The sequence below is a fragment of the Xanthomonas citri pv. citri genome (genome assembly GCF_000961215.1).
Lineage (GTDB): Bacteria > Pseudomonadota > Gammaproteobacteria > Xanthomonadales > Xanthomonadaceae > Xanthomonas > Xanthomonas cissicola.
Genome location: NZ_CP008998.1, coordinates 211,262 through 223,855, shown reverse-complemented (window position 1 = coordinate 223,855; position 12,594 = coordinate 211,262). Strand labels below are relative to the sequence as shown.

Below are 12,594 nucleotides of genomic sequence, written 5' to 3'. Positions count from 1 at the left end.
GAGCTTGCCGAACGCAGCGTCAGCCACGCGCGAAGATGCGCATCAGCAAAGCGCGCATCAGCGCGGCGGCGCGAGCAATTCGCGTGCGCTCAGGTAGCCGTCGCCATCGGCATCCTGCCGGGCGAAGCGCGCGATCAGGGTGGCGCGATGCGCCGCACGGGTGATCGGCTTGTCGCGGCGGCCCGGCAGTTCATCGCCTTGCAGCACGCCATCGTGGTCGGTATCGCGTTGGTCGAAGGCGTAGCTCATCCAGGCCAGATATTCGTCCAGGCTCACCCGCCCATCGCCATCGGTATCCATGCGCTGCAGATATTGCTGGCTGTCCTGGACCTGGGCCTGCGCGGCAACCGCCGGCAGAGCGGCCAACCCCACGATCACGAAGGTTCGCACGATCACACCACGCACCCGCTGTACACGCACCACAGCGCACCTGGCGCCCGCTTTACGCACCACTCAGCGCATACCCCTTGAGCCGCGCCGCATAGGCCTGCAAGGCCGCATTGCCGCTGGCCTCGGCCTCATGGCACCACTGCTGCAATTGCCGAAGCCGTTCGGACGCATCGTGGCTGCGCGCTTCCAGCAGCGCGGTCAGCCGCGCACGATACTCCACCAGCGTGCGCATGCGCGGACGCTGCGCCACCCATGCCTGCAACTGTGCACGCGCGTCCGGCTTGAGCCAGCGCCCGTCATCGACCAGGCCCTTGCGCAGGCGACGCGGCAGCAACTCGCGCAGCTTGGCGCCGGTGGCGGCCGCCTCTTCGCGCAACGCCGGCTTGAACACATTGCGCTGGTAGTCGGTCATGGCCTGGAACCGGTGCGAGAGCAGCGCCTTGAGCGTGTCGGCATCGGGCACGGCGATATTGGGGCGGATATCCAGCGACGGCGCCACCCGCAATACCTTCGCAAGGCCCAGCGCCTGCAAGCCGCGAATCGCGACCCAACCGATATCCAGCTCCCACCGCCGCATCGAAAACCGTGCAGAGCTCGGGAAGGCATGATGGTTGTTATGCAGTTCTTCGCCGCCGATCCACAGCGCCCACGGCGTGAGGTTGGTGGAGGTGTCGGCCGACTCGAAATTGCGATAGCCCCACCAGTGGCCCAGGCCATTGACCACACCGGCAGCCCAGAACGGAATCCACGCCATCTGGATCGCCCACAACGCAATCCCCGGCAATCCGAACAACACGGCATTGATGACCAGCAACGCAATCGGGCCGGCATTGGCATGCGGCGTGTACAGATGCCGCTCGATCCAGTCGCTAGGCGCGCCCTTGCCGTACTGCTCGATATCGGCGCGCTGCGTCCGTGCCTCGCGGTACAACTCCACGCCGCGCCAGAACACCTGCGCGATGCCCTTGGTCTGCGGACTATGCGGGTCTTCCTCGGTCTCGACCTTGGCGTGATGCTTGCGATGGATCGCCACCCATTCGCGGGTGATCATCGAGGTGGTCAACCAGGTCCAGAAGCGAAAGAAATGCGCGATGACCGGATGGAAATCCACACCGCGATGCGCCTGGCTGCGATGCAGGTACAAGGTCACTGCAAAGATGGTGAGCTGGGTGAAGACCAGCAGCACCGCCAGCATGCCCCACACGCCCAGCCCTGCCACGCCGGAGGTCAGAACGTCGATGATCGGATCGGACAACATCGGCATCTCCACAGCAGCGCTCTCCATTTGATGCAGACATGATGGGGGCGATCGCGGCAAACTTCACCCTTCGGATGCGTAGGGTTGCACCTACATTTCTAAAGCGGTTCAGACCCCCTTCCCCACTTCCGTCTGCTGTCACCCGTATGACTGTTGCCACCGAAAATGCTGCCGATTCCACCGCCGTTGCCAACGCCGCCCCGCTGATCGAACTCGACCAGGCCAGTGTGATGCGCGGCCAGGTACGGGTGCTGCATGCGCTGAGTCTGCGCATCGCCCTGGGGCAGCACACCGCGATCCTGGGCCCCAACGGCTGCGGCAAATCGTCCTTCATCAAATTGATCACGCGCGAGCTGTACCCGCTGGCGCGCGCCGACGGCCAGGCCGCAGTGAAGGTGCTGGGACAAACGCGCTGGCAGGTGGATCGCCTGCGCTCGCAATTGGGCATCGTCACCGGCGATCTGAGCGTCAATCTGGCCGACATGCCCGGACTGGATGTGGAAAGCGCGGTGCTATCCGGATTCTTCGCCAGCTACGTGGTGCCGCCGCATCGCGAGATCAGCGACGACATGCGTGCGCGTGCGCGCGAAGCGCTGGCGCTGGCACGCGCATTGCCGCTGGTGGACCGGCAATTTGCCGAATTGTCGGCCGGCGAAACCCGACGGGTGCTGATTGCGCGTGCGCTGGTCAATCGCCCGCAGGCGCTACTGCTGGACGAGCCGTCCACCGGGCTGGATCTGGTGGCGCGCCAGCACCTGCTCGAGACGATGCGGCACCTCGCCCGGCAAGGCATCACGCTGGTGCTGGTGACCCATCACATCGAAGAAATCGTGCCGGAGATCGAACGGGTGATCCTGCTGCGCGCCGGCAAGGTGGTGGCAGACGGCACGCGCGAGGCGCTACTCACCGATGCCAGCCTGTCGGCCGTATTCGACGGCCCGGTGCGGGTGCAACGCGATGGCGAGCGCTGTTGGGCGACGGTGGGCGAGTAACCGCCACCCCACCTGCAGCCCGTGCAGGCCGTGTCCGTGCACGAGCTGCCGACGATGCTCGACATCGCGATGGCGAAGCGCTCCGGACGGCCGCAACCGCGTCACAACCACGCGCTGCAGACATGACCTTGGACACGGGACGCCGCCGCGGCGGTTGCGCGTAGACTCGCCGCACACGCAGACAGGAGTCGTCCCGATGGCCCAGTGGTATTTCCATAATCCCGGACAGGCCGACCGTCTCGGCCCGCTCGACGATGCCAGCGCCCGCGCGCATGCGCAGCGTCATCCCGATGCGCTGGCCTGGCGCGACGGGCTCGATGGCTGGACGCCGGCCCGTCAGTTGGCCGAACTGCAGGGCGGCCTTAGCGCACCACCGCCGTTGAGCGGCATCAGCGGGCGCGCGGACGAGATCGACTACCGCATCGTCGGCAACGACATGCAGTTTGTCGAAGTCGAGCTGGACCCAGGCGAAAGCGCCATCGCCGAGGCCGGTGCGCTGATGTACAAGGACGCGGCGGTGCAGATGGACACCGTGTTCGGCGACGGCTCGCATGCCGGTCAAAGTGGCGGCGGGCTGATGGGCAAGCTGCTGTCGGCCGGCAAACGCGTGGTCACCGGCGAAAGCATGTTCACCACCGTGTTCACCCACGCCGGCAGCGGCAAGGCCAAGGTCGCCTTCGCCGCGCCCTACCCGGGCACGGTGCTGGCGCTGCGTCTGTCCGAGCATGGCGGGCAGTTGATCTGCCAGAAAGACAGCTTCCTGGCCGGCGCGCGCGGGGTGTCGCTGGGCATCGCCTTCCAGCGCAAGATCCTCACCGGCCTGTTCGGCGGCGAGGGCTTCATCATGCAGAAACTCGAAGGCGACGGATGGGTGTTCGTGCATGCCGGCGGCACGGTCGTCGAGCGCGAGCTGGGGCCGGGCGAGCGCATCGATGTGGACACCGGCTGCGTGGTCGCCTATCACGCCGGCGTGGACATGGACGTGCGCCGCGTTGCCGGCCTGAAGAGCATGTTCTTCGGCGGCGAAGGCGTGTTCCTGGCCACCCTCACCGGCCCGGGCAAGGTCTGGCTGCAATCGCTGCCGTTCTCGCGCATGGCCGGCCGCATGCTGCAGGCCGCCCCGCAAGGCGGTGGCCAACAGCGCGGCGAGGGCTCGGTGCTGGGCGGCCTGGGCCGCTTGCTGGATGGCGATAACCGGTTCTGAGCGGTGACGCGGCGGGTTGGCGCGATGACGATTTGGATTCGGGGGGCGAAGCAAGCGTCGTGTCACCTCTGAAGGCGCGTGGCGACGCGTTTGTCGCGCCAGACACTGGCAGATGCTGAGGCGCGCCCTCGTCCGGCGCTTTGCGCCACCGTCTCCGCCATGAAGGAAGACAATGTCCCGGCGGGAGAAGGCAGGCGACCAAGTCGTTGGTGCAGCGACGGCACCCTGACCGTAGCCACGTCCATCGCCGCACGGAACCGCAGCCCCTCTCCCTGCGGGGCGAAAAGGCAGGGCTAGCGCCATCGGCGCGCCTGCCTTCGAGCGCCCACGCCGCAAGGCGTGGGCTGGGGCGCGGAGCGGGGTTGGGGTGAGGGGACGGGCGAAGCCACACGTGGTATGGGAAGGCATCAGGCTCCGCTCGTACCCTCATCCGGCGCTGCGCGCCACCGTCTCCCGAGGGGAGAAGGGAGCGCAACGCCTGTAAACGATGCTGTCCTGAATGAGCTCCACTCACGCCAATACCGCCGCAGCAGCAGTGGCAGGGCGCGTGTATTCTCCCTCGCCTTTCCCATCGACGTTTTCGCCATGATCGCGCTCCGCTGCTCCCGCTCGCTCGCCCTGTTGTCCATGCTCGGTCTGCTCAGCGCCTGCGGGGGCGAGCCGCGCCCGGCGACACCGGCGCCCGTGGTGCAGGCACCTTCGGCCGAAGCCCCCAAGCCCATCAAGATCGGCGTCGCGCTCGGTGGCGGTGCGGCCAAGGGCTTTGCGCATATCGGGGTGATCAAGATGCTCGAGGCCAACGGCTTCGCACCGGTGGTGGTGTCCGGTACCAGCGCCGGCAGCGTGGTGGGCGCGCTGTATGCCAGCGGCATGGATGCGTTCCAAATGCAGGAAAAGGCCGTTGCGCTCGACCAGACCAGCATCCGCGATGTGCGGCTGTTTTCCGGTGGCCTGGTGCAAGGCCAGAAACTGCAGGACTACGTCAACGAACAGCTGGGCGGCAAACCGATCGAAAAACTGCGCAAGCCGTTCGCGGCGGTCGCCACGCGTCTGGAAGATGGCGAACGCACCGTGTTCGTGCGCGGCAATGCCGGCCAGGCAGTGCGCGCGTCCAGCAGCATTCCCGGCGTGTTCGAGCCGGTGACCATCGGTAAGTACCACTTCGTCGATGGCGGCGTGGTCAGCCCGGTGCCGGTGGATGCGGCGCGCCAGCTCGGTGCCGAATTCGTGGTGGCCGTGGATATTTCCAGCAAGGCCAGCGGCAAGAATCCGGGGGACCTGCTGGGCACGGTGAACCAGTCGATCTCGATCATGGGCCAGCGCCTGGGCGAGGCCGAACTCAAACGTGCCGACGTGGTCGTTCGCCCCAAGGTCAACGATATCGGCTCGGCCGATTTCAACCAGCGTGGTGCGGCGATCCTCGAAGGCGAGCGCGCCGCAATGGCGGTGATGCCGCAGATTCGCGCCAAGATTGCGCAACTGCAGGCCGCGCGCAGCAGCGCGACACGGACCGCCGCCGATCAGGCCAAAGCGGCCAGGCAACAGGCGTACGAGCGCTGCCTGGAACAACGCTCGCGTTGGGAAAAATTGCGCGGCAAGGACGAGGCCTGCGTGGCGCCGTGATGCGGCTGCGGTGCGAGGCGATGCGCAGTTGATGCGGGTCCCGCGAGGTCATGCGGAACTGAGCGGGCGTGGGCGCCTGTTTCCAGACGCGCGCATTTGAACCAGATGCGTAGGGCGACTGCGTTGTTGATGCCTTGTGTTGATGCACTGAGGGTGCCCGGACACGGGCGCGGCCTGGGCCGCTCCTACGACGGCGTGGCGGTTCTTTCGGGTGCGCTGAGATGTGTCGGGATGGGGTCGCGGCCGGGGCCGCTCCTACCGGGGGCGGGGGTCTTTAGGTGTATCGGCGACGTCGGCACGGCCAGCACCGCTCTTGCAGGAGCGGCCCTGGCCGCGAGGCCTACCGGTAGCAACGCCTGGACTTGATGGGCAACGTCTCAAGCCCGGACTTCATCGGCAATGCCTCAATACCGCCAACGTAGCGACACGCTGACAAAGCGCGGTTCGCCGTAGTTCTGATAATCCAGATTCGCCCAGTAGGTCTTGTCCAATGCGTTACGCACCGCCAGCGTGGCGGTCCATTGGTCGCTGATGCGGTAGTTGGCGTTGAAATGCACCAGCGCATACGGGTTCTGCTCCACGGTGACCGGCCTGGTAGCGCCAGTGCCGTCGCCGGTGGGGCGTGCGATATTGAAGCCGCGCACCGCGCTCTGCCAGCTCACGCCGCCGCCGATGCTCAACCGGTCCCACGTCCCCGGCAGGCGCCACTGGGTGGAGAGCTGCAGATAATCTTCGGGCAGGTTGGCGTAGATCGCATCGGTGGGCGCGCGCGTCACCTTGACGTGGGTATAGCCGGCGTTGATGGTCCAACCGGGCCGCACTTCGCCATTGACGTCCACTTCCCAGCCACGGCTCTTGGTGCCGTCCACGCCGATGTAGGCCGAGCTGCCATCCGGCAGCGAAGCTTCCGGCTGGGTCATGTCGCGCACCGCATAGTTGTCCTGCTTGGCTTCGAACACGGCGGCGGTGGCCATCGCATGGCCATCGAACAACTGCGCCTTGATACCGGCTTCCAGGTTGGACCCTTCCACCGGTGCGAGCAGGTTGTTGTCCTTGTCGCGGTAGTTCTGCGGATTGAAGATTTCGGTGTAGCTGGCGTAGACCGACACATCCGGCACGATGTCGTACACCAGACCGACGTATGGGGTGACTTCGTCGCTTACTTCATAACGGCCGCTGGTGCCGGTGTAGCTGCCGCTGGCATCGAACGCCTGGGTGCGGGTTTCCCAGGAGCTCAGCCGCGCGCCGGCAATCAACGACAGCGGGTCGGCCAGCCGCAAGCGCGTGGAGGCATACACGCCGCGCTGGGTGGTGCGTGCCTGGCGACGCGCGCCGGTACGCGCATAGGTCACCTCGGACGCGTCGCCGTTCCAGTTGCGGATGTTGGGAATGAAATAGCAACGTTCGCTGCCGCAGGTGGCCCAGTCGTCGGGATAGGCCTGCGCCACGGTATAGGTGGTCGATTGCAGGTCCTGCCAGCTGCCGCCGATCACCACATCGTGCTGGCGGCCGAACAAGGCGAACCCGCCGGACAGATACACGTCCACGCTATCGCGCGTGTCCTGCGTTTCGCCAGCGTTGGCGCGCAAAAACACGCCGCTGCCATCGGCGGCCGGGTAACCGGTGCCGTAGACGCGCAGGCTCTGCACGGCGCCCTTGGTGTGGGCGGTGTTGACGCGCAGCAACCAGTCCTGCCCGAAGCGTTGTTCCAGGTTGGCAAACGCAGTGCTGGTTTCGCGTTGCCAGCGCGTCCATTCCGGCGCCATGTTGGTCGAGCGCGACAGGTTGGCGAAGGAGCCGTCGGCCGCGAAGAACGGCACCGTTCCCCAGGTCGAACCGACCGGGGTGTTGTCCTGGCGCTGGTAGCCGACGGTCAGCGTGCTGCTCTCGGTCAGGTCGCCTTCCAGCACCGCCATGCCCGACATCTTGTTGTCGTGGTAGCGGTCGTAGTAGTAATCGCGATCCTGCCAGGCGGCCACCACGCGGCTGCGAAAGCGTCCATCTTCGGTCAACGGCGCATTGACGTCTGCCTGCATGCGGCGGAAATCCCAGGTGCCCGTGCTCACGCCGAACGAGGCGTCGAAGTCCTTGCCAGGGCGCTTGCGCAACAGGTTGACCGTGGCCGAGGGAATGCCCGCGCCGGTGAGCAGGCCATTGGCGCCGCGGATCACCTCGATGCGGTCGTAGAAGACCGTGTCGTATTCCTGATTGGTGGCGCCGCTGTAGGTGGGCAGGCCGTCGACCTGGAAGTCGGTGATCTGGAAACCGCGCGCGAAATACAGCGGCCGCTGGGTGTCGTAGAACGACACGTTGACGCCGGTGACATGACGCATCACATCGTCGATGCTGAACAGCGATTGCTCTTCCAGGCGCTGCAACCCGATCACGCTCACCGACTGCGGCGTTTCCTGCAGGGTCAGCGGCAGCCGCGTGGTGGTGGCCGGTTGCGCGCGACTCACCGTACCGTTGACGCTGACCTGGTCAAGCGTCGTGGCGTTGGTCGCATCGGCGGCCTCGGCGGCATGAGCAGCGGCGGGGGCCAAGGTCGACAGTGCGCACAGCAGCGCGGCAGACAACAGGCCAAGGGGAGCGATGGCAGCAGACATGGGGCGTTCTCGTCGATCGTTGCCGACGCAGCGCGTCACGCAACAGGGAAAGGCGCAGGCACACGCGGGCGTCCACTCGAACCGGCTGGCTGACCCTGCGTGGGCTGGCGATGCGACACGAACGACATGGCCGGACGCGGCCAAGATGTGAGTTAAATGTAAATCGTTATCGTTTATGTGGCAAGCAGCACGTTTCTTGCGTCCGTCTGGAAAGCGACGGCACGCCGGTGCACCTTGCCGGCTGCACCGGGCGAGCGGCGCCCTGCCCTAAGCCACATGGCTGATCTGCACTTCAGGCCAGATGCGACAGCGGCAGACCTTCCGGCGCCTTCACCGTGCGCAGCACGAAGCTGGAATTCACATCCGACACGCCCGTGGCATTGAGCAGGCGATCGAGCAGAAACCGCGAGAAGTGTTCCAGGTCGCGCACCTGTACCTGCAACAGGTAATCCATGTCGCCGGTCAGCGCCCAACACGCCACCACCTCGTCCCAGCCGCGCACGCCCTCGGCGAAATGCTCGATGTCGGCTTGCCCGTGCTGCTCCAGCTGCACACGCACGAACGCCTGCAAGCCCAGCCCTAGCGCGCGCGCATCCAGCCGCGCGCCATAGCCGGCGATGATGCCGGCGGCTTCCAGTCGCTGCGTGCGGCGCAGGCATGCAGACGCCGACAGATTGACCTGCACGGCCAGCTCCGCATTGCTGCTGCGCCCCTGCGTCTGCAGCAGGGCGAGCAGGCGCAAATCGGTGCGGTCCAAGGCGATGGGCTGATCCATATGTTGCGCAGCAGCAGAGGATGACGCACGGATCTTGCGCCAAGATGCACATGGCACGCAAGATTCGCAATCCCGTTGCGCGGACATCCGGCTAAGGTGAGGCCTGATCACCGGGAGGTGCCGCTGCATGACTACCGCTCCGCAACGCGTCGAAAACCAGCTCACCGACAAGGGCTATGTCCCGGTCTACACCACTGCGGTGGTGGAGCAGCCGTGGGACGGCTACAGCGCCGACGACCACGCCACCTGGGGCACCTTGTATCGGCGCCAGCGCGAGCTGCTGGTCGGTCGCGCCTGCGAGGAGTTCCTGCAGGCGCAGGATGCGATGGGCATGGGCCAGACGCACATCCCGCGCTTCGATGCGCTCAATCGCGTGCTGCAGGCAGCCACCGGCTGGACCCTGGTCGGCGTGCAGGGCCTGCTGCCGGAGCTGGATTTCTTCGATCACCTGGCCAACAGGCGCTTCCCGGTGACCTGGTGGATCCGCCGGCCCGATCAGATCGATTACATCGCCGAACCCGATCTGTTCCATGACCTGTTCGGGCATGTGCCGTTGTTGATGAACCCGCTGTTTGCCGACTTCATGCAGGCCTATGGCCGCGGCGGGGTCAAGGCGCACGGCATCGGCCCGGACGCGCTGCAGAACCTCACCCGGCTGTATTGGTACACGGTGGAATTCGGTCTGATCGACACGCCCCAGGGCCTGCGCATCTACGGTGCCGGCATCGTGTCGTCCAAGGGCGAATCGCTGTATTCGCTGGAATCGCCGGCACCCAACCGCATCGGGTTCGACCTGCAACGCATCATGCGCACGCGCTACCGCATCGACAGCTTTCAGAAGACCTATTTCGTCATCGACAGCTTTGCGCAGTTGATGGAAGCCACTGCGCCGGACTTCACCCCGATCTATGCCGAGCTTGCACAACAGCCGCAGATGCCGGCGGGTGACGTGCTGCCGGGCGATCGGGTGATCCAACGCGGCAGCGGCGAGGGTTGGAGCCGCGACGGCGACGTGTGAGGTCACTGCTGCGCTAACGCGGCGCCGATCGCGGCGCGCCGCAGTGCCGCCCGGTCACGATGCCGCGATGTGGCCTGCACCGACTCGGCACCACCGCCAACGCGCACTAAGGTCAAACCTCCCCACATCGCCTTCGCTCAATGGACCTGACGCATCTGCGCATCCGGCGCTTGGAGCTGGACGACACCCGCCTGCTGTTCACCCTGGCCAACGGCATGCGCATCGACGAGCCCATCCAGGCGCACCGGCTCTTGCTCAAGGCATCGCCGCCGCAACGCGCGCAATGGCAGATCACCGAAGACGGCTTCGGGGTGAACTGGCCCGCGGTGGCGCCCCCCACCCCGGAGGGCCTGCTCAACATGCCCGAGTTGCTGTGGCGCCGCCGCGCTGCCCGTGCGCAGGCCAAGCTCACCCAGTTGCGCGGGCGCATGGATGCGCTGTCGCCAGGCGAGCGCGAACTCATCGCGCTGGCGCGGCTGGATGCGGACATGAACGAGAGCGGCTACGCGCGCTATTTCGACCGTTGGGATGCGGCGACCCGCAGCGATGCATTGCGGGGGCTGGCCGCCATGGGCGCGGTGCAAGCGCGCCAAGCCATCGAGGGCCTGGGCGCGGTGTTCGAGCGCCTGGAAGAAGATCCGAATCTGCTCAGCATCGAAGACATTCTCGATGCCATGAACGACACCGACCGCCAGCGCGTGGATGGTTGGGAAGAAGTCTACTACCGCCGCTCGGCTGAACTGGCGCGCCTGGGGCTGACGCACTACGGGGTGGACAAGGCCTGAACTGCCGGCGACGCAGCGGGGTTGGCCGCTACCTCATCGGCGCGGTGCTGATGTCGACGCCAAACGCGCGATCTACCGCCGGCACTGTGCATCATCCACACCGGGGACGCGCTCCCATTGCCAGGCGTCAACCTGCTCGCCGCGTGGCAGATAGTCCACGTCGAATTCCTTGCCGTCGCGGCGCAAGCGCAGTTTCAGGTGCTGGGTCTGATTGCCCTGGATGCCGTCCTGCGGCACCGGCCGCACGATCTCGTCGCCATTGCGCACTCCCGCCTGTGCAGCAGCAGACTCCGCCATCAGGCCGCGCACGATGCGCCTGGGTTCGGCCAGCACCGCCGGCTCAAATCCCAGCACGTAGCGCCGCAGCGGCTTGCTGATCCTACGGAAGCACCGCCCGAACGCATCCGATGCCGGCAGCGGCGCAGTTCCGGCCAGGAAGGCGTGGAAGTCCTGCACCGCCGTGTCGCCCAGCTCTGCTTTCAACAAGGCCTCCCAATCGGCCTGGGTTGCCTCGCGCTGCTGCCCGATCTCCAGCAGCGCACGCAACAGGTCATCCAGCGAACGCCTGCCCTGCGATCGCTTGCGCAGCGCATCGTTTACCGTGGCCAGATACAACATGCCGCGGTCGTAGGCGAGCGTGCGGATGCGGGTGTCCTTCCAGAATCCCTCATCGATGCGTGCGTTCGGCAGATTTCCCAGCGCATTGGTGTAGTAACGCGCCGCGGTCGTGTTAAGCGTGTCCAGGAATTGCTGCGGGGTGAGCAAGCCGAATCGCAGCGGCAGAAGCGCCTCGTAAAACACCGCCGAGCCTTCGCTGAACCAGGTCGTGGACTCGGCCCCATGCCGGGACAGGTGCGGCTGGTAGGTATGGAACATCTCATGCGACAAGGTGATCTTGATCAGGTCCAGATCGGCCCCGTCGCCTTCGCCATAGGTGGTGACGAAGGACTGGTTCAATGCGGTTCCGCCGCCGGCGTTGACCGGGTTGTAGCGCAGGAAGATCGTGTAGGGCGCGGGCGCGGGCTGCGGAAACAGCAGCTCGAACTGGTCGTGCAGCTTGCCCACCCACGCGGACAACGCGGCCGCATCGAAGGGCGGCTGCCCCTGCCAGGCGACCGAAAACCCGTCCGCACGCGGCACGGCCGGCCAGCGTCCAACCTCCCCGGCCATGAAGAACACACCGGACAAGCTGTTGTTGTCGATCTGCGCGACCTGCACCGTGCCCTGGCCGAACGAGCTGACTCCCTTGGCGCCGTCGGGCAGCTGCGACAGATCCCAGCGAATGGTCAGCGCATAGCTTTGCTCCTGCGGCGGCAGTGCCAGAAACATGCTCGACAGCGCAGAAAAGGCATGGTCATCGTTGCGGAACGAAATCGGCGGTGCCGGGCCGCGCGGCGGCCGGGTTGCATTGGCTGGGACACGGTAGTGCAGGCTGAGCGGGCCGCTGAGCGCGCGTGGCGCGATCCAGACGCGCAATGGGCCCTGGTCACCGCTTTCCTGCGCCTTGGCCGCACGCCCTACAAGTTGCACCGTCCCCTGCGCATCGGTCGCTTCGATCGCGGCGATGTGCTCGGCAGCGGTATCCACGTTTTGCACCTGCATCGGCAGCTGCGCCACGATGCCGCCGCGCGCAACGCGAAGCGTCGCCAGGCGCAGACGCACCTCCACCGTGCTCACGTCGCCCTCGACTGCGTGCGGTGCCAGCTCCAGGTCCAGCGCAACCGGAGCAGGCTCTGCAGGCGCCGGGCTGGCCACTGCGCCAGCGGCCAGCGTGAGGAGTGCACACAGCAGCGACCAGGGAGTTTTCATGCGTGTCGGCGCGGTGGGGATGACCTATCTTGTCGCCGGTCGAGGTCGCCTGCCAGCATGCCGAAGGTCATGCCGCGCAATACGCGGCGATGGCTGCCGGCCTGGACCGACTGACACCGCAGTACAGCGATGGG

At 66.3% G+C, this 12,594-nt stretch carries 10 protein-coding genes; 5 read left to right on the top strand and 5 right to left on the bottom strand.

From position 1 onward, the window contains the following. Positions 1 to 57 precede the first annotated feature (57 nt). Positions 58 to 405, bottom strand: coding sequence for an EF-hand domain-containing protein (locus tag AMD14_RS01410; protein ID WP_011050149.1), 348 nt, complete (start codon positions 403 to 405; stop codon positions 58 to 60). Positions 406 to 442: 37 nt separating this feature from the next. Continuing rightward, positions 443 to 1,648, bottom strand: a complete 1,206-nt coding sequence (locus tag AMD14_RS01405; protein ID WP_011050148.1) for a DesA family fatty acid desaturase — start codon at positions 1,646 to 1,648, stop codon at positions 443 to 445. A 146-nt stretch (positions 1,649 to 1,794) separates the two neighbouring features. Here AMD14_RS01405 and AMD14_RS01400 point away from each other — a divergent pair, with 146 nt between their 5' ends. The 3 genes from AMD14_RS01400 to AMD14_RS01390 all read left to right on the top strand — a co-directional run bounded on the left by AMD14_RS01400 (position 1,795) and on the right by AMD14_RS01390 (position 5,467). Next, positions 1,795 to 2,640 (top strand): ABC transporter ATP-binding protein, encoded by an 846-nt coding sequence (locus tag AMD14_RS01400; protein WP_003490538.1) that lies wholly within the window; start codon positions 1,795 to 1,797, stop codon positions 2,638 to 2,640. A gap of 196 nt (positions 2,641 to 2,836) precedes the next feature. After that, positions 2,837 to 3,844: a TIGR00266 family protein gene (locus AMD14_RS01395; RefSeq protein ID WP_011050147.1), complete on the top strand. Its 1,008-nt coding sequence runs from the start codon at positions 2,837 to 2,839 to the stop codon at positions 3,842 to 3,844. A 585-nt stretch (positions 3,845 to 4,429) separates the two neighbouring features. Next, the gene (locus tag AMD14_RS01390; RefSeq protein ID WP_011050146.1) at positions 4,430 to 5,467 is read left to right on the top strand and encodes a patatin-like phospholipase family protein; all 1,038 of its coding nucleotides are present in this window, start codon (positions 4,430 to 4,432) and stop codon (positions 5,465 to 5,467) included. 404 nt (positions 5,468 to 5,871) lie between these two features. On the opposite strand, the gene AMD14_RS01385 is transcribed toward AMD14_RS01390, so the two are convergent. Further along, entirely contained in the window at positions 5,872 to 8,073 is a 2,202-nt protein-coding gene (locus AMD14_RS01385) for a TonB-dependent siderophore receptor (RefSeq protein WP_011050145.1), read from the bottom strand. A gap of 292 nt (positions 8,074 to 8,365) precedes the next feature. Then, positions 8,366 to 8,848, bottom strand: a complete 483-nt coding sequence (locus AMD14_RS01380; protein ID WP_003490476.1) for an Lrp/AsnC family transcriptional regulator — start codon at positions 8,846 to 8,848, stop codon at positions 8,366 to 8,368. Between the two features lie 127 nt (positions 8,849 to 8,975). Between AMD14_RS01380 and phhA the strand changes: the two genes are divergently transcribed. Together phhA and AMD14_RS01370 are read left to right on the top strand one after the other, a co-directional pair. Next, positions 8,976 to 9,866 carry a phenylalanine 4-monooxygenase gene (phhA, locus tag AMD14_RS01375; protein ID WP_011050144.1) on the top strand — a complete coding sequence of 297 codons (891 nt, stop codon included), beginning with the start codon at positions 8,976 to 8,978 and terminating at the stop codon, positions 9,864 to 9,866. Between the two features lie 140 nt (positions 9,867 to 10,006). Then, entirely contained in the window at positions 10,007 to 10,651 is a 645-nt protein-coding gene (locus AMD14_RS01370; RefSeq protein ID WP_003490472.1) for a DMP19 family protein, read from the top strand. 72 nt (positions 10,652 to 10,723) lie between these two features. On the opposite strand, the gene AMD14_RS01365 is transcribed toward AMD14_RS01370, so the two are convergent. After that, positions 10,724 to 12,460 (bottom strand): M61 family metallopeptidase, encoded by a 1,737-nt coding sequence (locus AMD14_RS01365; RefSeq protein ID WP_015462737.1) that lies wholly within the window; start codon positions 12,458 to 12,460, stop codon positions 10,724 to 10,726. Between the last annotated feature and the right edge of the window lie 134 nt (positions 12,461 to 12,594).